The organism is Brevibacillus sp. RS1.1, assembly GCF_013284365.1.
GTDB lineage: Bacteria > Bacillota > Bacilli > Brevibacillales > Brevibacillaceae > Brevibacillus > Brevibacillus brevis_D.
The window spans coordinates 244,508-266,445 of the sequence record NZ_JABSVA010000007.1 but is presented as its reverse complement, the minus strand read 5'-3'; the positions used below and the strand labels follow the sequence as shown (position 1 = coordinate 266,445).

Here is a 21,938-nt window from a genome sequence, read left to right as displayed (position 1 = left end):
GAACATGGGACAGGCAAACGTAAAGGAATCATATGAAGAATTCAAGTCCTATGGATACGCGGACGATATTTTGCCAAAGACTTCCGAAAATCGAGATTGGGGCACCTTTAACTACGTAACCGTATGGATGGGCGCTGTGCATAATCTCATGTCGTACATGACGGTAGCCGGATTCTTTGTCCTCGGATTATCCGTTCCGCAAGTCTTGTGGGCAGTCATGATTGCTGCCTTGATTGTTTCGGCGGGCTATGTGTTGAATGGCTATGCGGGAACAAAGTACGGGATTGGCTATTCGATGCTGCTGCGCAGCTCCTTTGGTGTAAAAGGCTCGATCATTCCTGCTATATGTCGCGGGCTTATCGCTGGGGTCGTGTTTTTTGGGACAAAAACAATTATTGGCGCACAATCCTTTAATGTCATTTTTGAGAAAATATTCCCTGGCTATAAGAGTATGGTTCCAGGCTTTGATTTTCTCGGATTAGATTTCCCGACCATGCTTTCTTATGTGATCCTCTGGGTCATTACAGTTGGATTGTTTTTAGGTGGAATGAAAATCCTCAGTCTGTTTAGTAAATGGTCTTCACCGATCATCTATATTTTCATCGTAGGTGCAGCGATTTGGGCGATCAGCGTTGCTGGCGGATTTGGTCCAATCTTTGCTTATGCTCCTGCCAAACCGATGGAGAATTGGCTTGTATTTATCGCATGTGTAAGTGCATTGGTATCGAACTGGGGTGGCCCGATTGTAAATATCGCAGACCTTACGCAAAGGGCAAAACACCCGAAAGCTCCGATGATTGGTCTGCCGCTTGGAATGATTGCATCCTACATCTTGTTTGGAATTACGTGTGTAGGATTGTTGGTTGGGACGCAAATCGCGTTTGGCATCAAAGACTTTAATGTAGTCGTTGCCATTGATCAAATTGGGAATCCTGTTGCCGTCATTATCTTGTTGCTGGCACTGAATATAGGTTCGACGAGCTATGTTGTGTTTGGAAATTTGCTTCCATCTGGACTGCAAATGACAGCGCTTCTTCCGAAAATGTTTACAGTGAAATCAGCAGCTATCTTGACAGCTGTATTGGGGACTGTCATTTTACCTTGGAAGCTGGTTAATGGTACGGCGGCGCTGTATATGTTCTATAGCTTTATCGGCTCCATGTACGGTCCGATTACGGGGATCATGCTAGTCAGTTTCTTCATTGAAAGAAAAAGAAGGCTAGATTTATCTGCGATCTACGTAAAACCGGGTGAAAACGGAGAATACAAAAACGGCTTTAATATGGTGGCATGCGGCGTATTGATCGTCAGCTTCTTGATTACGCTATCCGGCTCTTTCTTGCCCAATGTGCCACTATTGGCAAACATCAGCAAGTCAGCATTCCTTAGCGGGACGATCATATCCGGCGTTTTATATGCGCTGTGCTATAAATGGAACAAACCAAGTACGATCACGCAGAGTGAAACAGCTGCAAAAGCATCTTAACAAAGGGAGAAGTGCCCAGTGGAAAAACTCGTTATTGTTGCTATCGGCGGCAACTCATTAGTTAAGGATAATGGTCGCAACACGATTCAAGACCAATATGAAGCCGTATGTGAAACCGCAGTAAATATAGCAGATATGGTGCAGGAAGGGTACAACGTTGTCGTTACTCACGGCAACGGACCGCAGGTTGGATTTGCTTTGCAACGATGCGAAATCGCCAATGAAGTGTCCGGGATGCCTACGATCCCGCTGGTCAATTGCGTGGCGGATACGCAGGGCGGAATCGGTTACCAAATCCAGCAGGCACTGACCAACGAATTTGCCAAAAGAGGGATCAACAAAAAGGTTGCTAGCGTCATCACACAGGTAGAAGTTAGCAAGGATGATCCGAACTTCCAAAATCCAACGAAGCCAGTCGGCTCCTTCTTCACGCTGGAGCAAGCGAAAGAGATGCGCAAAGAGCATCCAGACTGGGTATTTATCGAGGATTCCGGTCGCGGTTACAGAAGAGTGGTTCCATCCCCTAAGCCAATCGACATCGTGGAAAAAGACGCAATCAAATCGTTGATCGAAGCGGGATATGTGGTAGTCGCTGTTGGCGGCGGTGGTATTCCGGTTGTGAAATCGGGCGAAAATACGTACGATGGGATTGATGCTGTCATCGACAAGGATTTTGCCACCAGCTTGCTGGCTGAACAAATCGATGCACAGACCTTGATCATTACGACAGGTGTTCCGCAGGTATGCATTAACTTCGGCAAGCCGAATCAAAAGGCGCTGGAACGCATCACGGTAGAGGAAACAAAGCAATACGTTCGTGAAGAGCATTTCGCAAAAGGCAGCATGCTGCCAAAAATTGAGGCCAGCCTGAGCTTTTTGGAGAAAAACGGGTCAAGCGTGATCATTACGAACCCGGAGAGTTTAAAGAATGCGATTACGAACAAAGCAGGGACACACATCGTAAAATAAATGCCTCTTAAGGGAGGATGCAAGTCTATGGATTACATGAAGCTGGCAGTGGAAAAAACGCTGGAAGGCATGAACAACAAGCTTGGCGGACCTTTTGGAGCAGCTGTCGTGAAAGGGGACGAAATCATCGCCGTATGCAGCAATCGCATGATGGCAGATATGGACCCGTCCCAGCACGCAGAGATGGTAGCCATTCGTGAAGCCTGCAAGACGCTCGGCACGATGGACCTGACAGGCTGCGAAATTTACGCGACATGCGAGCCTTGCCCGATGTGTGTAGGTGCCATCATTTGGTCTGGCATCAAGGTCGTTCATTACTGCTCGACTGCGGAGGATGCGCATGAGAACGGTTTTTCGGATAAGCATCTTCGCGACTATTTTTCCGGTAAGGATCAGAGCGTTTTGAACATGATCAAGGTCGAAAAGCGTGAGGACTGTGATCAGTTGTTTGCGCACTTTCATCGGCTGAACAAAGACTAAATAGCAGACAAGAAATGGATGTTCGGAGCATGAAAAAAGGGCCTTATATGGGCCCTTTTTCAGCGTATAGGAATTTATAAGTTTGGTGTGTGCGAAAGCCCGTATCCTTTCGATAGGCGGTTATTCGTTCTGAGATAACGGTTGTGACATCTTGAAAGAACAATCACAATGATCATTCTACCGTTTTATAAGGTACCGATGAACCAACAAAGCTGGTGAGAAGAAAAAGCACAGAGCTCGTAGACCTTGACAACGCCTACCCAGTCGGAACTTCCAAAAGGGGACCAGCTTGTCGAACACTTCTTCCTTGAGAAACTTCCGCCCGTAGGGTGGCTTTGGCTCGACGGTCCCCTTTTGGAAATGGAGACGGACACTCAATCCCCCAGCTGGCGTGTCAGAGTCGAAGAGAACTGTGCTTTTTCTTCTCCTCCGCTATGTTGACTCAAACCAAATTTTTTTGTGAGATATGTTTTCTTATCATGTGACAATAATTTCCAAATATCGTCTTATTGTGTGAGCTTCAACGTCAAGAAAAGATGGAGGATACACGTATGACCTCAACCTTTCAAAGGCGTTATCCTGTATTGGCAAGTAGCGCACTCCTAACAGCCACACTGCTCCTGTCACCAGCCTCGGGCACAGTCATGGCAAATCAGACAGGGAACCAACAAGCAGCCGCTCCCCTTCAGGAAAATCAGTTAAGCGAAAAGGCAAAACGAACGGAGCAAAAGCTGCAAATGCTCTTCCCAGCGCTCGATGACACATCAAGACAAATTACCTTGGAAACGAAAGACCAGCCTGTGTACAAAATCCGTTATGAAAAAAATAATGAAATCTTTGCCAGAGCCGATATCCATGCAGAAACCGGGAATCTGCTTACGTTTTATTGGGATAGCAAGGTTCAGGATTTTGAAAATCCTGATGACAAGCTGGCCTATAAGAGTGCCGATACCTTCATGAAGGGTTTGATCGGTGAACTGCGCAGCCTGTACAAGGTAACGCGAGCTCCTGTAGGCGATGTCATCTATAGCCGCTATGTAAATGGCATTGAGGTAGTTGGCGATGAGTTTCGGTTGTCAGTAAACAGTGCGGGACAGGTAACCCACGTTTCGGCAGAAGATAACACGCTGACAAACATCAATCCAGCTGACTTCCTCCCCCCAGCCCAGGCGATGAAGAAAGATCAGCTCAGTCACTTTATCGCACCCAGCCTGCAACTTATGTACACCCATGACGAAAATCAGACCGATCTCGTCTACTCCTCTGTAGACTCCGGTTATATAGACGCAGTAACAGGAGCTAAGCTGCTCACTATTCGGCAATACGGAAACTGGAGGTGGAAACCAATCTCCCTCACGCCTGGTGGAAAGGTATTAAAGGTCACGAATGAGCAGGAGGCAGTGCGGATTTACGAAAGCGAGTTTGGTATGAGCTTGAAGGGTAGTACCTTAAACGGCTTCCATAACGAGATGGAGAGTATCTATTTTTCCCCTGATGAAAAGGAGTTATTAGTTGCGAAGGATGGTGATGTGATCGGATTTACAAGCTATTCGAACGCCCCACCCCAAAAAGGGAAGGCAACATGGTCGGAAAAGCAGGTTCTTGAGAAAGCTGTTCAGTTCATGCAACCATATCTCAAACAGGAAGAAAAGGAGTTCTACTACATATTGAATACTGATGAGGAGAATCCAAATAAATATGAAGTAAAGTTTGTGCCATCTGTTGAGGGACTACCGCTTGTATACGGACGATGCATTGTTATTAGGGTGAATGGATTCACAGGGAAAATCATCGGGTACTTTCAAGTGCTCGACCAAAAGCCCGCCAAGCTCCCGGATAAGAGGAAGGCTATCTCCATAGATGCAGCAGCCAAGGCCCTACTGGCGAAACCCACTGAACTGCGATACATCTACCCATTTATTAATGGTGAGAAGTTAGCCAAACCGGTTCTTGTCTATTCAATTAATGTTAACGATATCAATGCCCTGACAGGTAAGGTCGAAGAGTAGGACTCCAGGATGTTGTCAGGCAGAAACTGGTATGTTAAAATCGTGCTGACAATTAACGATAGGAGATGAAGAGGATAATGTAATCATTCTTGCCACTTTTTTAAAGAATAAAGCAAAATTTGTCTTATTCTTTATTGGCAAGATCGTTACCTTATTCTTTTCACTCAGAAAATATATCCTTTTTTTATACCCTGCAATGGGTTGGATGTGCCGTATTTTTTGAGCTACAAGAAAGGTAACTTTCTTGTAGCTCTTTTTTATTCTGACAAGAGATAAACCATTTCAGGAGGATGAAAGCGATGGAGATTGAGGTTGTAGATGATTATGTGAACCGGTTCTTACTGTGTGAAGCGGTTCACAAAAAAACAAATCGGTTGCCGGAGATTTACCTATTTATCGACAGATGCACGTAGATGAATGACGTATCATAGCGCCAATTGACGGTTGCTTTATATGGTTTCTCCGGCAGTAAGGAGAAGACATGAAACTAACCTCGAAATATGAAACGATTCGGCAAATACTGTCCGAAGGCAAGCAGCCCGAGTATCGGTATGCTCAGATTATGGAAGCCATTTTCAAGCAAAACATCGGCGAATACGAACGGATGACCATCCTACCCAAATTTTTGCGCGACGAGTTGAACCGGGTACTTGGGCCGAACGTTTGCAGTATCGCTCCGGTAAAGGAGCTCACGTCGAAACAGGTTAGCAAGGTGCTGTTTGCGATTCCGGGCGACGAACAGGTCGAGGCCGTACGACTTACTTATGAGCGGGGGTGGAAATCGTATTGTATTTCCACACAGTGCGGCTGCGGATTCAGGTGCAAGTTTTGTGCTACCGGTACCATTGGTCTGAAACGAAATCTGACCGCCGACGAAATTACCGACCAATTGCTGTACTTTCGTTTGAACGGCCACTCTTTAGACAGCATCTCATTCATGGGCATGGGGGAAGCGCTCGCCAACCCTCATATTTTTGAGGCCATGACGATATTGACCGACCCGTATCTCTTCGGTTTAGGACATCGACGAATTACGATTTCCACGATCGGCCTGTTGCCGGGGATCGACAAGCTGACTCGGGAGTTTCCCCAGGTCAATCTAACCTTCTCGCTGCATTCGCCGTTCGACGATCAGCGAAGCGAGCTGATGCCGATCAACGACCGATTCCCAGTCCGCGACGTACTGATGGCATTGGATCGTCACATCAGGGAAACAGGGAGAAAGGTATATATTGCGTATATTCTTCTTCGTGGAGTAAACGACTCGACAGCGCATGCGGAAGCAGTTGCCGAGTTGCTAAGGGGAAGGGGATCTTGGGAACATCTCTACCACGTTAATCTGATTCCATTCAATTCGACCGAAGTTACGCCAGACAGCTATCAGCAATCCGATCCTTCGCGGATTAAAGCGTTTGTTCGGATCTTGAAGTCAAGGGGGATAAGCGTCACGGTCCGAACTCAATTCGGATCGGACATAAACGCGGCATGCGGCCAGTTATACCGTTCTGAATAATGTGGTATATTGGATCATAATGGAATTGGTAAGTGGTGAAGGGGGGACATGCCATGGAGAAACGCTGCGTATTGTTGATGGGGGCTAGCGGCTACTTGGGAAGTCAAATCTATCAGGAGCTTTTGCGGGATAATGCCATTGATCTGATAGGTACATGCTTTTCTGCACAAGCTGACCATCAATTGCTTCGGGTCGACGTGACTGACACCCCTTCTTTTTCAGCGATACTGCAAGAGTTTTCACCGCATGTTGTCATTTGGGCGTTGATGAGTGCAACAGATGAACAAGAGCTAATAGAAAAAGGCTTGGATGTTCTGCTTTCTCAGTTACCGGAAGAGAGCAAATTGATCTTCATCTCCACAGACGGAGTCTTCGGAAGAGGTACTGGCTATTATCGGGAAGAAGATCAGCCCGAGCCATTAGATGAGAGAAATCCGTTAGCTGCTTATTCAAATGCCAAAATACGTGGGGAAGCTACAATTCGCCAGCGGCATCCCAATCATGTCATCGTGCGAGTGGGTCCGATCTATGGTCGCAATGCGGTTGGGCAATGGGATAAACGCGTCGCTTCGATGTGTGCAGATCTGGAAGCTGGGAGAGAAATAAGCCGGTCAGGTAATTTGTACAAGTCGTTTGTCCATGTGGAAGACGTGGGGAATGCCATCCACGAATTGCTGCATGGTTCTTACCTTGGAACCCTACATCTAGGCCCAGCAGAGAAAGAGAGTTATTATTCTTTTTACAAAAAGATGGCTCTAGCATTAGGGTTGAATGCTGATGGTGTAAAAGAAACCTTGTTAACAGAAACGGAGGCGCTGGAAAGAGTGATTCCGTTGGATACTTCGTTGCGGACGAAAAAGGCGCAAGAACTGCTACTGACCCGTTTTCGTCAGGTGGGATGGGAAAGCGCAAATAGCAACGCTAACGACAAAGGAGAGTAGAGAACAATGAAAACAATCGGATTAATTGGCGGCATGAGTTGGGAGTCCTCCTTGGTCTACTACCGTTTGATCAATGAAACCGTCAAGGAGCGGATGGGCGGTTTGCATTCGGCAAAAAGCATCCTGTATTCCGTTGATTTTGCCGAGATCGAAGAAATGCAACGAGAAGGACGATGGGAAGAAGCCGGCGAGCGGATGGCGCTTGCGGCGAAAAGCCTCGAAGCGGCAGGAGCCGACCTGATCGTTCTTTGTACAAATACGATGCACAAGCTGGCGTATGCCATCGAGGAAGCGACCAGCTTGCCTTTTCTTCATATCGCGGATGCGACAGCGCAAGCGATCACGAACCACGGACATAAACGAGTGGCACTGCTTGCGACGCGATTTACGATGGAGCAGGATTTCTATACAGGGCGTCTGCGTGATGTTCATGGATTAGAGGTATTGCTACCGGATGAACAAGAGCGAGCACTCGTCCATGAGATTATTTACAAGGAGCTGTGTGTCGGGATCATTCGCGAAGAATCTAAGCGTACATACCAGGCGATTATTGAGCGACTGGTCAAGGAAGGCGCCGAGGCAGTCATCCTCGGTTGCACGGAAATCGGTCTATTGATCACAGCCCAAGATTGCATGGTTCCGGTCTTTGATACGACTGCGATACATGCAGAGGCGGCTGTGGAGGCTGCTTTGCGGTAGATCAAAGGCAAAAAATAAAAGACTGAGTACATTCCATTTGCTACTGGAATGGATGACTCAGTCTTTTTTTGTGCAAACGTATTTTATGAAACCAAAAAAACACAACCAAAAACACATAAAAACAATCAATTTACGTTGCGTTCATATCCGCTTAATATTTTCCCCGTAAGATTGGTGTCGTAGGAACCAAGAAATGAACATTCCGCAAAGAGGAGAGGTTCTCATGAAGAAATGGCATTATCCTTTACTTGCTTCCGTTCTATCAATCGCGTTTTTAGCAGGATGTGGACAAGCACCAGGGTCACAACCAAACACACAAACCTCCACAAAGGAAAGTACAAACGCCTCAGGTGAGATTACAGTGTATACGGCGCTGGAGGATGACCAGATCAAAACGTATTTGGAATCCTTCAAAGCGAAATATCCAGATGTAAAGGTCAATATCGTCCGCGATTCTACAGGGATCATCACAGCAAAGCTGCTGGCGGAAAAAGATAATCCACAAGCAGACGTCGTATGGGGAACAGCAGCGACAAGCCTGCTTGTACTCGAACAGCAAGGCATGCTCGAAAGCTATTCGCCGAAAGGTATCGAGAAGGTATCCCCGGAGTTTAAGGATTCCAAGGAACCTGCTAGCTGGGTAGGAATCGATGCATGGGAGACTGCGATCGCGGTCAATACGAAGGAATTGGAAAAACGCAATTTGCCAATCCCGCGTTCATACGAAGACCTGATCAAACCGGAGTACAAAGGGCTGATCGTGATGCCGAATCCAGCATCTTCTGGAACTGGGCTTCTCACCGTCAACGGAATCATGCAATTAAAAGGAGAGAAAGAAGGCTGGGCGTATCTCGACAAGCTGCATGAAAACATGGCGATCTACACGCATTCCGGCTCGAAGCCAGCGAAAATGGCCGCATCGGGAGAGTATCCAATCGGTATTTCCTTTGGCTACCGTTCGATTACTGAGAAGAAAAAAGGCGCACCAGTGGAAGTCGTCTTTCCAACAGAAGGCTCCGGCTGGGATGTAGAGGCGAATGCCTTGATGAAAAAGAGTCAAATCAAGCCAGAATCCAAGCTGTTCTTGGATTGGGCTATCTCGGATGAAGTCATGAAAGCTTATAATCAGAACTTCGCCATCGTCAGTGTCAAGCAAGAAGGCGCGACACTCCCGGAAGGCTACGCAGTAGATCCGATCAAGCAATTAATCAAGCTCGACCTGAATCAAGCCGCAAAAAATCGCGACAACGTCTTGGCGGAGTGGGAAAAACGATACGCGACCAAGAGTGAACCCAAGTAAGCAGCGAGGAGAACAGCATGACACAATCCTATCTATCCATTCAAGGGGTCAGTAAACGCTTTGGTTTGTTTGCCGCATTGGAGCACATTTCCATCGAAATTGACAAGAATGAATTTGTTTGTCTGCTCGGTCCCAGTGGCTGCGGTAAAACAACATTACTGAGAATGCTGGCTGGATTGGAACAGCCGACAACAGGCAAGATGATTCTGGGAGGCAGGGAGATTACTTCTCTGCCTCCTGCAAAACGAAACATTGCGATGATGTTCCAGTCGTACGCCTTGTTTCCCAATTTGACGGCTGCCGAAAACATTGCTTTTGGCCTGCAAGAAAAGAAGCTAGGGAAAAAAGAGATCGCAGCCAAAGTAGAAGAGGCGCTAGACATGGTTGATTTGTCTCATGCCGCCGCCAAATATCCCAGCCAGCTCTCAGGCGGTCAACAGCAGCGAATTGCCTTGGCGCGAGCGATTGCACTATCGCCGGATATCTTGCTTTTAGATGAACCACTATCCGCATTGGATGCAAAGGTAAGACAAAAGCTGCGCCGGGAGATTCGGCGTTTGCATGAGCAGTACGGCATGACAACAGTGATGGTTACCCATGATCAGGATGAGGCATTGACCATGGCAGACAAGATCGTCGTCATGGATCACGGCGAGGTCGTTCAGGTAGGTACACCCGAGGAGATCTATAACAGACCAGCGACTCCGTTTGTTGCTGATTTTATCGGAGCGATCAACTTTTTTGAGTACAGTCGCTTTGAAAATGCGCAATCTGATCCGAATCGCTTACTTGCGATCAGACCGGAGCATGTGCGGCTTTTGCAGCAAGAATCCGAATGCACCATGCCTGCGACTATTTCCGAAATAGAATTTCGCGGTGCTTTTTACCGAATCTTTCTGGAGTGGCAAGAGGAAGGTCAGATAAAAAAAGAGCTTCTGACAATCGATTTAATAGCGGCCGAGGCACAAAGACTTGGAATTGCCCGAGGCAAAAAGATGTGGCTGGAGTTTCCGCTAGAGAATTTGCTGACATTTGAGCATGCGCCAACCATAGAGGAACAGGAGTGAGCAGCATGAAGGAAATGACATCGATCTTCGATGGAAAAGCCCTGCAAAAGTGGCTCATCGGCCTTGTCGTTCTTGGATTGTCAGCGAGTGTCCTGTTGCCACTTGGCCAGCTGTTTTCCAAAGCATTCTATAACAAGAACAGTCAGTTCATCGGCCTGGACAATTTCGTTACGTACTTTTCCACCCCAGCACTGGCAGGGTCGCTGAATAACACCTTGTATATTTCTGGGATGACCACGCTGATTGCAGTCACACTCGCTTTTTTATTCGCGTATGCCTTGACGCGCAGCGGGATTCGCGGAAAACGAGTCTTTCGGGCGATCGCGCTGCTGCCACTGTTTGCGCCCACGATGATGCACGGAATCGCCCTGACCTACCTTTTTGGGAATCAAGGGCTGGTGACGACAGGGATCTTTGGATTGCTCCCGTTTCAATGGGACATCGATCTGTACGGACCAGTGGGGGTTATTTTGGCGGAGATCGTCTATGTTTTCCCACAAGCGTATTTGATTCTCGCTGTTTCCCTAGCTTTTGCCGACTATCAATTGTACGAAGCGGCGGATACGCTCGGAGCGAACCATTTGCGCAAGTTTTTTGTAGTGACGATTCCCAGTGTGAAATACGGTATCGTCAGCGCCTGCTTTGTCTGTTTTACTCTCTCGTTTACTGACTTCGGAGCACCAAAGGTTGTCGGCGGACAGTTTTCCGTACTGGCAACAGACGTCTACAAGCAGGTCATCGGTCAGCAAAATATGACGATGGGCGCAACGGTTGGGCTGCTATTGATCATTCCTGCGCTCGTAGCGTTTGTCGTGGACCGGATTGTTGAGCGAAAGCAGCATGCGGCTGTAACAGCCAAGTCCAAACCGTATCGAATTAAGGAAAATCGTTTGCGCGACACGTTTTACTTCATTCTTTGTTTGAGCGTCAGCGGATTTTTGCTGCTTCTCATGGCTGCGGTGGTACTAGCTTCTTTCATCAAAGTATGGCCGTACAATCTGACTTTCGGCTTGGATCATTATGACTTTTCCAACGTAGCTGGGGAAGGGATCGAGCCACTGTGGAACAGCATTCTCGTCGCCTTGCTGACGGCAGTGATCGGGACGGCGGTGACGTTTATTACGGCCTACACCATAGAAAAGTCCCAAGTGTGGAAGGGGCTTCGCCAAGCTGGATACTTCCTGTCGATTCTCCCGCTGGCATTGCCGGGGATGGTCATTGGGCTAGCGTACATTTTCTTCTTCAATAATCCGGCGAATCCATTTCACGGTATGTACGGAACGATCTGGATTTTGATTTTGGCGAACGTTATTCATTTTTTCGCAGTTGGTTTTATTACAGCAACGAGCGCATTGAAAAAGCTCGATCCCGAGTTCGAGCAGGCGGCAGAATCCATGGGGATCCCGCAGACAAAGCTATTGTGGCGCGTCACGATTCCCGTCTGTATGCCGGCAATTGTCGAGATGGCGGTGTACTTTTTCATCAACTCGATGGTGACGATCTCGGCGGTTGTTTTTCTGTACGCAGCCGATTTCAAATTGGCATCTGTCTCCATCGTGAACATGGATGACGCCGGGGATGTGGCTCCGGCAGCAGCGATGTCGGTATTGATTGTCTTCCTCAATATCCTCGCACGTGCTGGTGCAGAATGGATCGCATCCAAACTTCGCAAGCGGACAACAGGGTCCTATCAAGAGAAAGGTCAGGTGGCATAAAGCATGAAAGCAGTAGTATTTGATTGGGCAGGAACGATGGTAGATTACGGATGTTTCGCTCCTTTAGCTGTCTTTTTACAGGTGTTCAAAAAACGGGGGATCGAGCTGACAGCAGCAGAAGCACGCGAACCGATGGGGATGCTCAAACGCGATCATATCCAGGCGCTTTGCAAAATGGAGCGGGTAGCAGCGCTATGGCAAGAGCGTTACGGTCGACTTCCGAATGAAGCGGATGTGGACGAATTGTACGCTGACTTCGAACCGATGCTGATGGCTACGCTGCACGAGTATGCCACTCCTGTTCCGGGAGCAATTGAATTGGTAGGACGTCTGCGTGAGCAGGGCTTCACAATCGGCTCGACCACAGGCTACACAAGAGAAATGATGAATGTGGTAGCAGCATCGGCTAAACAACAGGGCTACGAGCCGGACGTACTGATCACCCCAAGTGAAGTGCCTGCTGGACGTCCATATCCATGGATGTGCTATCAAAATGCGATCCTGCTGGACGTATATCCAATGAACGAGATGGTCAAGGTCGGTGATACAACGAGCGATATGAAAGAAGGCAGAAACGCCGGAATGTGGACCGTTGGCGTTCTGAAGGGTGGAAGCGAGCTCGGTCTGTCCTTGGAGGAAGTGACGAGCATGCCACAGGAAGAGCTGGGTAAAAGGCTGGCTATCGCAACAGAACGGCTGATGGCAGCGGGTGCGCACTACGTGATCGAGGAGATCGGATGCTTGGATGAGGTGCTGAAAAAGATCGAGATGCGTCATGCAGAAGGAGAGAGACCATGAATCAGACAAGACCAACCGATAATCCGTACTTGTTGCTCACACCTGGACCATTGACCACTTCCCCAACCGTCCGCGAGGCGATGCTGCGGGACTGGTGCACGTGGGATCGCGATTACAATGAACTGGTACAGGCAATCCGCCAAAAGCTCGTCCGATTGGCAACTACGCAGGTAGAGGATTATACGAGCGTTTTGATTCAAGGCAGCGGGTCCTTTTGTGTGGAAGCGGTGGTGAGCAGTGCGATTCCCGCAGACGGCAAGCTGCTCGTCCTGACGAATGGTGCATACGGGGATCGGATCGTGGAAATGGCACAAATTCATGGAATCCCGGCGGAGGTCATTAATTTTGGCGAAGTGACAAAAGCCGATGCAGAGGTATTGGAGCAGAAACTAGCGGCGGATGCAACGATCACGCATGTGGCTGTCGTGCATTCAGAAACGACTACGGGCATGCTCAATCCCATCAAAGAAATCGGTGAAGTCGTCAAGAAATACGGAAAAGTCTATATCGTAGATGCGATGAGCAGCTTCGGTGGCATTCCAATGGATGCAGCAGAGCTCTCGATTGACTTCTTGATCTCAAGCGCGAACAAATGCATCCAAGGCGTGCCTGGCTTCGGCTTTGTCATTGCCAAAACGTCGGCGCTCATCAAATGCAATGGGATCGCCCGTACATTGTCCCTCGATTTGTACAGCCAGTGGAAGACGATGGAGGAGCAAAACGGAAAGTGGCGCTATACTTCTCCGACTCATGTCGTGCGAGCCTTTTACCAAGCACTGATAGAGCTTGAGGCAGAGGGCGGAGTGGAAAAACGGTACGAGCGTTATCAGCGAAATCAGCAGCTACTCGCAGAAGGCATGGAGCGCATCGGTTTTCGCATCCTGTTGCCAAAAGAATCGCAATCGCCCTTCATCACTTCCTTTTATTATCCCGAAAGTGAGGCATTCACCTTCGCAAAGCTGTATGAACGTTTGAAGCAGGCAGGCTTCGTCATCTATCCGGGTAAAATCTCGCAAGCGGACACGTTTCGGATTGGCAATATCGGAGAGGTTTATCCAGAGGATATCGAGAGATTAATCACCGCAATGGAAAACAATCGTTTCTGGCTGGAGTAAATAACAGGAGGCTATCGTGATGAAGGTGTTTTGCTTGGGTGGAGCGGGAAATATTTGTCGAGAAGCCGTGCTCGATCTCGTGATGCATTCAGATTTTGAGCAGATCACGATCGGCGATTTTCATGAAGAGGAAGGTCGCAAGGTAGTCGAGTGGCTGAACGATCCACGCGTAGATTTTGTTCCGGTAAATGTATGCGATCATGCGGATACGGTCCAAAAAATGCGCGGTTACGACATCGTTATGGACGGAACCACGATCACACTGAACGGTCTGTCTACTGCTGCGATTGCGGAGGCTGGCTGCCATGGCATCAATTTGAACGGTTTTGGGGAAGAAAACGCATCAGACGCGATCTTCCGCGATCATGGGAAGACCTGCCTGCCAGGTTTTGGCATGACACCTGGACTGACCCAAATGATGGCGATGCATGCAGCAAACCAGCTCGATGAAGTCGACGAAGTCCGCGTCAGCCACGGTTCCTTTCGTCCGATTGCCTTTTCCAAATCGATCACAGAGACGACGACCTATGAGTATGATCCAGACTTGCCAGGGCGCGTCGTCTATGAAAATGGGGAATTTATTCAAGTCCCGCCATTTGCTCGCCCACGCGAAATAAAGCTTCCCGAGCCGTATGGAAAAACAATTCAGTACATCATTCCTCATGCAGAAACGAAGACGCTGGCACAGGCTTTATCTCCAAAAGGGGTAAAGCTGATCGAGGTGCGCGGAACATGGCCGAAGCAAAACATGGAGCTGGTCAAAGCCCTCTATGATTATGGCTTTTTACGCAACGACCTCATCACAGTAGGGGAAACAAAGGTGGGAATCCTTGATTGTATCTCCCAATACCTCTACAATTCTAGGGAGGGAAAAGAGACGGAATTATACGGGTATTCGCTTCATGTCGAGGTAACAGGTACCAAGGACGGTCGCAAAGTAGGACACGTCCTGTACCATACACATCCGGCATCTGACGGCTCTGTAGCTGACTGGGCTGGGCTGCGCGCCTATACCCGCAACGTAGGAATCCCGCTGGCGATTGCGACTGAGCAGATCGCAAAAGGAAACGTAAAAGCTACTGGTGTCATCACACCAGAAGAAGCATTTGATCCGGCTGTGATTTTTCACGAGCTGGCAAAACGTCAGATTTACATCCATGGAGAGAAAATCGAAATGACGTAAAGTACGATAGAGGGGGACATTCGTCGTGTCGTTGTTCGGGGAAGAGCGTAAGCAAATCATTTTGCAGTTGATCAATTCCAATGGCAAGGTGCGGACCAATGAACTGGTAAAAAAGCTGCAAGTCTCGTCTGAGTCGATCCGCAGGTATTTGGAAGAGCTGGAAGCGGAGAAAAAGCTGAAGCGGGTTTATGGCGGGGCAGTAAAGCTGACAGTGGAGCGCTTTGAGCCTTCTCATATTGCTCGAGAAGTCTTGCGAGCGGAAGAAAAGAAACGGATTGGACGGTTGGCAGCAGACTTGGTGCAAGACAGCGATACCATTGTCATCGATGAAGGAACAACGACTCTGAAAATGATCAACTTTCTCGTGACGAAAAAAGATTTGACGATCCTCACTAGCTCGATCACGGCGCTGAATCGATTAATCGAGTACCAAAACAATGGAATGCTTGCGGCAGACATTTACTTTCTGGGTGGGAAAGTGAGTGCCAAGCATCATCGGGTCAGCGGGACCTATGCAGAGAAGATGATGAGACAATTTTATGTAGACAAGGCGTTTATCGCGGCAGACGGCATCTTGCTCCATAAAGGCTTGACCTGCTATGAGCCGGATCGAACGGAACTCGCCCGTTGTTTCATCGAAAATGCTAATGAAAGCATTGTGCTAGCGGACCACTCCAAGATAGGGGTCAGCACATTGTGCAAGATCGCAGACTTGGGAGAGGTCGATATCGTGATCAGCGATATGGCAGCACCAGCAGAATGGAATAAAGAACTCCAAGCAAAAAATGTAGCATGGATGGTAGCAGAGGAGTAGTAGCAAACAGGCCAGTGTTCCCCACGACAGGGAAGCTGGCTTGTTTGCTTTAAGAAGAATGCTGTAACCAAAAAGGCAGCATATGCAGCAATCTCTCTCTGGTAAGGGCAGCGCCGCCATTCCATTTTTGCGCTTCTACAAAATAGACAAAGCCGTGTTGAACGGCAGGCAGACTGTTCCACCTATCACTTTGCATGAATGCGGCAGTAGCCTGACGCGATTCGGGTTCTTCGGACAGTAGCATAAAGATTCGATCGCCTGCGTACAGGTGGATGTCCTTCTCTTGAATTTCGATAAAGCCGTAGCCCGCTTGCAGTACTTCTTGAATTTTATCCACAGGAGTAAAACCGCTCGGATGGTAGAGGGCGGAGGAAAGTCCTGAAGTGCCCATTACGAACAGACGCCCGCCATGCTCATGGATAAAGACGGAGGCAGTCTCACCAGGCACAATCTCGGAGCGGAGCTGATTCCACATAGTGGCAGCGTTCATGTGGTATTTCCTGAGCCATTCTTGCGCCTCGTCCTTTTTCCCCAGCCATTCTCCGAGTGTATGCAATCGTTCCTCCAGCGAAGCAAATGAATTAAACGTGAGCGTGGGGGCAATCCGGCTCATCTGCTTGTATTTGTCTTCTTCTGCGTTCGCGAAAATGATCAGATCTGGCTTCAATGTCGTCAAATGGTCATAATCAACGGGAAAGGCGATATCCTGCACGCGTTTTACTCTGTCTCGATAGATCGTTCGTTCCATCCAGGTAAAATTCCCGCCGACGATGTTTTCCACATGGAGCGCGAGCAAATCATTAAACGTCTCCCCAATATAAATAATGCGTTGTGGCTGAAGGGGGATCTCTACCTCATGCCCTGTCCAGTCCCGCACGAGCTCCATGCGTTGAGTCAGCCTGGAATATTGCCTTGGCGTGTAACCGGTCGTTTTTCGAAAGCGACGATTGAAATAATACTCATCCGTGAAGCCGACCTGCGAGGCGATGTCCCGCAATGAATCGGTTGAGCTTTTCAGCAGCTTTTTCGCTTGATAAATACGCAGCGCTGTCAAATATTCCAAAGGCTTTTTACCCGTCAACTGGCGAAAGAGCAGCGTGTACTGCCACGACGGCACATTGGCCAGTTGTGCCAACTGCTTGACCGTCATGTTCTCTTGATAATTTTGCTGGATATAACGAATGCTGTTCTCCACCTCTTTGCTCTTGTTGGGCATATGGGTAGAAGATAAATTTTGCTCTAGCAAAAATCCGAGCAGCTTCTGGAACCGCAATTGCTGCCAAAAGCTGTCCAATTCAGAAGAAGTGGAACTGCTCAAGAGCAAAGCATCACATAAGCGCAAGAGCTGAGCAGAAGGGTGAGCGGACAGCTCGATACGGCCATCAAGCAGTTCGTATGGGTACGGTAGGGGCTTATTGTCTGCATCGAACAAGATGACGGTAAATGAGATTTGATAGCACTCAATTGCGCTGTCGTACAAGGATTCGATAGCAAAAGGAGTAGACGGTGAAAGCAAGAAACACTTTCCTGCCAAAGGTCTAAACGTTTGGTCGTGAATACGGAGGCTACCGTACCCTTTTTTGAAAAAGAGTAGGGTATGGAAAGGAGTGGGTGAAGGATTAGCCGACCTCTCTACTTTACACAACTGAAAATGAAGGGAACCGAGCGGAGGATGAGGTGATATAGAGTGAAGCATCGGTTTTTTCCTCCTTTTTTGTGAGAATCATTATCATTCTATCATTCGTCTACAAAAGAAAGAAGCTTTTCAACAATGATTGAAAAGCTTCTTGTGTTCGATTCAGGCGGACATGATAGATTATTTGGCTAGGATTTCAGGAATTTTTTGCAGGAGCCACTCTCTTGTTGTTGCATCACTGCTAGATTTTTCGATGTCGATAAAGTAGACGTACCCGTTTTTCACAGCAGGGAGGTCTTTCCAGACGCGTGATTTTAGCAACTCCTGCGTAGATTTCTCAGCTTCCTCGCTCGGCGTATTCAGAATAAAGATACGATCTCCCGCTATTTCGGGCAAACGTTCCACGGAAATGAGCTCAAATCCTTTTTGTGCATCGAGTACTCCCTGAATGGGCGCGGTGGGCTTGAATCCGTTTGTATCGTAAAGGACTTGGGAAAGCCCTGTTCTTGCCATGACAAACAGCCGATCCCCCGGATAATAGGTAAAGACAGAGGCGGTTTCCCCTTCTTTCATGCTGCCAGACTCCTTCAGCTTCTTCCACATTTCCTCCGATTGGCGCTTGTAATCGGCAAGCCATTTCGTAGCTTCCTCCGGCTTCCCAAGAATATCACCGAGCTGGGTCATCCGCTCTTCCAATGGCGCGAATGTATCAAAAATGACGGTAGGGGCGATTTTGGCTAGCTGTTCATATTCTTTTTCTTCGGTATTTGCATAGATGATCAGGTCGGGCTGTAATTCCAGGACCTTTTCGAGATTAATGGGAAAACCGACATTCTCGACATCGTGCAGTTGGTCTTCAAAGATTTGATTGGTGTACCCGAATCCCCCAATTGGCTTCACGCCCAACGCGAGCATATCGCCAAAGGTCTCACCGGAATAGATGATTCGTGCAGGGGAGACCGGGATGGTGCTTGCATGCCCGAGATAATCCGTATATGGGCGCGTCTGGCTTTTCTGACTTGCCTCGCTGCTCGCTGTGCTCGTTGCTTGCGAAGCAGATGGACTGCATCCGATGAGCAAGCTGCCAGCCAGTACGAAGATTCCTAGCGTTCCGCTTATGTTGCGCATGTGTTTCATTTCCGCTTTCCTCCAGTAGTCGTTTGAATCTGTTTGCTATCAATGATAATCATTATCAGATGTATCTTACCAACTCAATGGACAAACGTCAGATAAGCATCATTGATTTTGTACAAAGGGAAGGATTTCACACGAAAAGTTGTGGAGTTTGGACAAAAAATAATGGAGAAAATGCATTGTCATACAGAGAGGAAACACATATGATCAGGATGCGAAAAGATGAGAATGAAAATCAATTGAATAATCATCAACAGTTGTGAGAGAGGGTAGAAAGATGGTCAGAACGGTTCGGAAAGCAGGATTGGCATGGATGGCATTATTATTGATCATGATGCTCGTGTTAACTGCGTGTGCAGAAAAAGCAGCGGAGCCAACATCCACTGAGCAGAAAGCATCGACAGAGAACACCGCTGCGAAAACGAAAGTGGTGAAGGACGCCTATGGTGATGTGGAAATTCCGGTAAAGCCAGAGCGGGTAGCGGCAATTTATCAGGAGGACTTTTTGAAAGCACTGGGTGTGACCCCGGTTATCCAGTGGTATCACCCGGCGTGGGGCAAACAGGATTACCTCGGTCTGGACGTGCCGCTTTTTGATATTACAGGAAGTATGGAAGCGTTACTTGCAGTCAATCCGGATATCATCATTGTGGATGGCTATGCTGATCCCAAGAAATACGAGGAATTCAGCAAGGTAGCCCCTACATACAAGCTGCCCGATGAGCTCCGTAACGATACGATTGGCAGACTCAAGAAAATCGCCGAGGTGTTAGGCGTTCCAGAAAAAGCAGACGTAGCGATCCAAAAGTACAATGAGAAAATTGCGGATACCAAGGCAAAGCTGGAAAAGGCAATTGGCAATGAAACAGTGGCTGTCATTCGTTTGAACGTGGGAAATAAGCCGAATTTAGCCCTCTTCGGAGATGGCAATGTTTACACAGGCATGCTGTATAAGGAGTTGGGCCTTACACCGTATGCGCCTGCCAAAAATCAGGAAACCCACGTGGTATTATCTGAAGAAGCCATCCCGGCTATCGATGCGGACCATATTATTGTGTTCCCGTCGAACGGTACGTGGACTTCCGAAGAAAACAAGGATGCGCTCAAGATTTTGGAGAGCCCCATCTGGAAATCCGTTCCTGCTGTGAAAAATGGTCATGTCTACCCAATGGAGCGGACACATTGGCAATCTGGTGCCATGCTGGCCAATATGAAGAAGGCAGACGATTTGGTCAAAGCGTTTGTAAAGTAATCGAGTTTACTAGAGAAAGCGCGTCATATCGGTTGATGCGCTTTCTTTTTTTATTGGTGGAGCTTGTCGTCGGGGTGTTAACTCATTATAATAAAAATGATAATCATTCTCACGATAAGGATGAGGGAGATGAATAACGAAGCATCCGGGGCCAAGCTATCTCCACCATCATTCTTTGCCATGACGGCCATCCAAAAGGTCAATGTGGAAAGATGGCAGGACTATCTAGAGCCGGAAGACTACATGATGATTATAGCAACAGATGGAGAAGGGTTCTTGGAAATCGAATCGTCGACATATCGGTTCACTCGGGAGCGGTGCTGGATTGCAGCACCGCGTCAGAACGTTCGGATCAGTTGCACGGGTCACGTTCTCGACTACTATTCTTTTACTTTTCGTGTCGTCCACACGAGAGCTCCGATGGAGGAACAAGCTTCCGAGGCTTTTTTCTGTATGGGGGAGTTGACTTGCACGCCTTTTTCACGTGTCGTTGAATTGATTGCGGAGATTTACAAGCATCGCGAGGCCACGGAGGCGCTGCAACGATTTTATAATCACGTGCGGTTTGAGGAATTGCTATGTGTTTTGGCCCAGCAAAATGTACCAGGCAGAACAAGGTTGGACCCGAGGAGAGCAGTTGAACGTTCGATTGAATATGTAGAAAAACACTTTCAAGAGCCGCTGACCGTAGACCAGCTAGCACAGGAAGCGAATGTTCCACGTTGGCGATATACGCAGCTCTTCAAGGAAATGACGGGAGAAATACCACTCGATTACATGAATCAGCTGCGGATCAATCGGGCGAAGCAACTCCTGCTCATGACAGGTGATCGGATCAACGAGATTGCCCAAAACGTCGGATTCAACAGCGAGTATTATTTCAGTCGTCGTTTTAAACAGCGGGTAGGGCTCGCGCCAGGAAAATATCGCAACATTCATCGGGATGATTTACGAGTCGTCTCTCTTTATATGGAGGATTATTTGCTGGCTCTTGGCATTCGACCCGTTGTTCAATGGGCGCATACATATTGGGGACAGCAGGACTACTTGGGCCTGCATGATGTACCGACGTACGATGTGCTGACAGATGACGTGCAGCTCTTGTCCAGTCAAGCCCCAGATGTCATTATGCTTCGGGAGTGTACAGGCTGGAAGGCGGATGTGTATGCCCAATGTGCCCGGATTGCCCTAACATGCGTGATTCGGCAGTTCGGACCGGAGTGGCGAAAAACATTGCACACCCTCGGTGATCGGTTGGGCCGAAGTGAATTGGCGGAGCGTTCAATCGAGCAGTATGAACAAAAAGTAAGAGCTGCCAAAAATGTAATGGCACGCAGTCTCAAAGGGCAGAAGGTAGCCTTCTTGCGCATCTCGGCCGATCAAATCCTCGTGGAGAAAAATTACACATCGCAGGTGTTGTTTCAAGATTTGGAAATGGAGCCGGCCCTACTAGTAAAAAAACAATTCGCCAAGCAGGTGAGAGAAGGGGTATCGTGGGAAGAACTTTCTACGCTGGATGCTGATCATATTTTTTTCGCCTTTGACAGATGGCATCAGGGAGAAACAGGTGCCGAACAGCTACAGCTCAACCATCCCGTGTGGCAATCGCTTCCTGCTGTCCAAAGCAAGCGGGCGTACCAGGTGGATTTCATGACCTGGATGAATCACGGTGTAATCGCCAACGGAAAAAAGGTCGACGATGTCCGAAAAGTATTAGCGTAAATCTACAAAGAAAAGCACGCAATTGTCCATTGACACTGTTTTCATGCTTCGCCTAAAATTCATATATGATAATAAGAATCAATATCACCAACAACTCAGCTCCAA

General features: G+C 48.1%; 18 protein-coding genes. 16 read left to right on the top strand and 2 right to left on the bottom strand.

From position 1 onward, the window contains the following. Nucleotides 1-4 precede the first annotated feature (4 nt). From HP570_RS22085 to HP570_RS22020, 14 genes are all read left to right on the top strand, one after another. Nucleotides 5-1,486, top strand: coding sequence for a cytosine permease (locus HP570_RS22085; protein ID WP_173627169.1), 1,482 nt, complete (start codon nucleotides 5-7; stop codon nucleotides 1,484-1,486). A gap of 18 nt (nucleotides 1,487-1,504) precedes the next feature. Further along, nucleotides 1,505-2,455 (top strand): carbamate kinase, encoded by a 951-nt coding sequence (gene arcC, locus HP570_RS22080; protein ID WP_173627150.1) that lies wholly within the window; start codon nucleotides 1,505-1,507, stop codon nucleotides 2,453-2,455. Between the two features lie 27 nt (nucleotides 2,456-2,482). Continuing rightward, the gene (locus HP570_RS22075) at nucleotides 2,483-2,935 is read left to right on the top strand and encodes a nucleoside deaminase (protein ID WP_173627149.1); all 453 of its coding nucleotides are present in this window, start codon (nucleotides 2,483-2,485) and stop codon (nucleotides 2,933-2,935) included. Nucleotides 2,936-3,486: 551 nt separating this feature from the next. After that, on the top strand, nucleotides 3,487-4,944 hold the full coding sequence (locus HP570_RS22070; protein WP_173627148.1) for a YcdB/YcdC domain-containing protein: 1,458 nt from the start codon (nucleotides 3,487-3,489) through the stop codon (nucleotides 4,942-4,944). A gap of 481 nt (nucleotides 4,945-5,425) precedes the next feature. Further along, complete coding sequence (locus tag HP570_RS22065; protein WP_173627147.1) at nucleotides 5,426-6,457, top strand: Cfr family 23S rRNA (adenine(2503)-C(8))-methyltransferase; 1,032 nt, start codon at nucleotides 5,426-5,428, stop codon at nucleotides 6,455-6,457. A gap of 53 nt (nucleotides 6,458-6,510) precedes the next feature. Beyond that, nucleotides 6,511-7,398, top strand: coding sequence for a sugar nucleotide-binding protein (locus tag HP570_RS22060; RefSeq protein WP_173627146.1), 888 nt, complete (start codon nucleotides 6,511-6,513; stop codon nucleotides 7,396-7,398). Between the two features lie 6 nt (nucleotides 7,399-7,404). Continuing rightward, entirely contained in the window at nucleotides 7,405-8,097 is a 693-nt protein-coding gene (locus HP570_RS22055) for an aspartate/glutamate racemase family protein (RefSeq protein WP_173627145.1), read from the top strand. A 223-nt stretch (nucleotides 8,098-8,320) separates the two neighbouring features. After that, nucleotides 8,321-9,397, top strand: coding sequence for a putative 2-aminoethylphosphonate ABC transporter substrate-binding protein (locus HP570_RS22050; RefSeq protein ID WP_173627144.1), 1,077 nt, complete (start codon nucleotides 8,321-8,323; stop codon nucleotides 9,395-9,397). A gap of 17 nt (nucleotides 9,398-9,414) precedes the next feature. Continuing rightward, on the top strand, nucleotides 9,415-10,464 hold the full coding sequence (locus HP570_RS22045) for a putative 2-aminoethylphosphonate ABC transporter ATP-binding protein (protein WP_142498619.1): 1,050 nt from the start codon (nucleotides 9,415-9,417) through the stop codon (nucleotides 10,462-10,464). Nucleotides 10,465-10,469: 5 nt separating this feature from the next. After that, nucleotides 10,470-12,179, top strand: coding sequence for a putative 2-aminoethylphosphonate ABC transporter permease subunit (locus HP570_RS22040; RefSeq protein WP_173627143.1), 1,710 nt, complete (start codon nucleotides 10,470-10,472; stop codon nucleotides 12,177-12,179). Between the two features lie 3 nt (nucleotides 12,180-12,182). Continuing rightward, nucleotides 12,183-12,977 (top strand): phosphonoacetaldehyde hydrolase, encoded by a 795-nt coding sequence (phnX, locus tag HP570_RS22035; RefSeq protein WP_173627142.1) that lies wholly within the window; start codon nucleotides 12,183-12,185, stop codon nucleotides 12,975-12,977. Continuing rightward, a complete protein-coding gene (phnW, locus tag HP570_RS22030) occupies nucleotides 12,974-14,092 on the top strand; it encodes a 2-aminoethylphosphonate--pyruvate transaminase (protein ID WP_173627141.1) in 1,119 nt (372 codons plus the stop codon). The genes phnX and phnW overlap by 4 nt, the downstream gene beginning before the upstream one ends. Before the next feature lie 19 nt (nucleotides 14,093-14,111). Beyond that, a complete protein-coding gene (locus HP570_RS22025) occupies nucleotides 14,112-15,275 on the top strand; it encodes a saccharopine dehydrogenase family protein (RefSeq protein WP_173627168.1) in 1,164 nt (387 codons plus the stop codon). A 25-nt stretch (nucleotides 15,276-15,300) separates the two neighbouring features. Continuing rightward, nucleotides 15,301-16,089, top strand: a complete 789-nt coding sequence (locus HP570_RS22020) for a DeoR/GlpR family DNA-binding transcription regulator (protein WP_173627140.1) — start codon at nucleotides 15,301-15,303, stop codon at nucleotides 16,087-16,089. A gap of 49 nt (nucleotides 16,090-16,138) precedes the next feature. Here HP570_RS22020 and HP570_RS22015 read toward each other — a convergent pair whose 3' ends face one another. Further along, on the bottom strand, nucleotides 16,139-17,605 hold the full coding sequence (locus HP570_RS22015; protein ID WP_254495414.1) for an AraC family transcriptional regulator: 1,467 nt from the start codon (nucleotides 17,603-17,605) through the stop codon (nucleotides 16,139-16,141). A 300-nt stretch (nucleotides 17,606-17,905) separates the two neighbouring features. Beyond that, nucleotides 17,906-18,862 carry an ABC transporter substrate-binding protein gene (locus HP570_RS22010; protein ID WP_173627138.1) on the bottom strand — a complete coding sequence of 319 codons (957 nt, stop codon included), beginning with the start codon at nucleotides 18,860-18,862 and terminating at the stop codon, nucleotides 17,906-17,908. 274 nt (nucleotides 18,863-19,136) lie between these two features. Here HP570_RS22010 and HP570_RS22005 point away from each other — a divergent pair, with 274 nt between their 5' ends. Then, a complete protein-coding gene (locus HP570_RS22005) occupies nucleotides 19,137-20,111 on the top strand; it encodes an ABC transporter substrate-binding protein (protein ID WP_173627137.1) in 975 nt (324 codons plus the stop codon). Between the two features lie 129 nt (nucleotides 20,112-20,240). Beyond that, nucleotides 20,241-21,833 carry an AraC family transcriptional regulator gene (locus tag HP570_RS22000; protein ID WP_173627136.1) on the top strand — a complete coding sequence of 531 codons (1,593 nt, stop codon included), beginning with the start codon at nucleotides 20,241-20,243 and terminating at the stop codon, nucleotides 21,831-21,833. Nucleotides 21,834-21,938: the final 105 nt, after the last annotated feature.

What these genes read in the sequence shown, in the direction of transcription:
- HP570_RS22085 (WP_173627169.1), top strand. Translation starts at nt 5, where the DNA reads ATGGGACAGGCAAACGTAAAGGAATCATATGAAGAATTCAAGTCCTAT.
- HP570_RS22075 (WP_173627149.1), top strand. Translation starts at nt 2,483, where the DNA reads ATGGATTACATGAAGCTGGCAGTGGAAAAAACGCTGGAAGGCATGAAC.
- HP570_RS22070 (WP_173627148.1), top strand. Translation starts at nt 3,487, where the DNA reads ATGACCTCAACCTTTCAAAGGCGTTATCCTGTATTGGCAAGTAGCGCA.
- HP570_RS22065 (WP_173627147.1), top strand. Translation starts at nt 5,426, where the DNA reads ATGAAACTAACCTCGAAATATGAAACGATTCGGCAAATACTGTCCGAA.
- HP570_RS22060 (WP_173627146.1), top strand. Translation starts at nt 6,511, where the DNA reads ATGGAGAAACGCTGCGTATTGTTGATGGGGGCTAGCGGCTACTTGGGA.
- HP570_RS22055 (WP_173627145.1), top strand. Translation starts at nt 7,405, where the DNA reads ATGAAAACAATCGGATTAATTGGCGGCATGAGTTGGGAGTCCTCCTTG.
- HP570_RS22050 (WP_173627144.1), top strand. Translation starts at nt 8,321, where the DNA reads ATGAAGAAATGGCATTATCCTTTACTTGCTTCCGTTCTATCAATCGCG.
- HP570_RS22045 (WP_142498619.1), top strand. Translation starts at nt 9,415, where the DNA reads ATGACACAATCCTATCTATCCATTCAAGGGGTCAGTAAACGCTTTGGT.
- HP570_RS22040 (WP_173627143.1), top strand. Translation starts at nt 10,470, where the DNA reads ATGAAGGAAATGACATCGATCTTCGATGGAAAAGCCCTGCAAAAGTGG.
- phnX (WP_173627142.1), top strand. Translation starts at nt 12,183, where the DNA reads ATGAAAGCAGTAGTATTTGATTGGGCAGGAACGATGGTAGATTACGGA.
- phnW (WP_173627141.1), top strand. Translation starts at nt 12,974, where the DNA reads ATGAATCAGACAAGACCAACCGATAATCCGTACTTGTTGCTCACACCT.
- HP570_RS22025 (WP_173627168.1), top strand. Translation starts at nt 14,112, where the DNA reads ATGAAGGTGTTTTGCTTGGGTGGAGCGGGAAATATTTGTCGAGAAGCC.
- HP570_RS22010 (WP_173627138.1), bottom strand. Translation starts at nt 18,862, where the DNA reads ATGAAACACATGCGCAACATAAGCGGAACGCTAGGAATCTTCGTACTG.
- HP570_RS22005 (WP_173627137.1), top strand. Translation starts at nt 19,137, where the DNA reads ATGGTCAGAACGGTTCGGAAAGCAGGATTGGCATGGATGGCATTATTA.
- HP570_RS22000 (WP_173627136.1), top strand. Translation starts at nt 20,241, where the DNA reads ATGAATAACGAAGCATCCGGGGCCAAGCTATCTCCACCATCATTCTTT.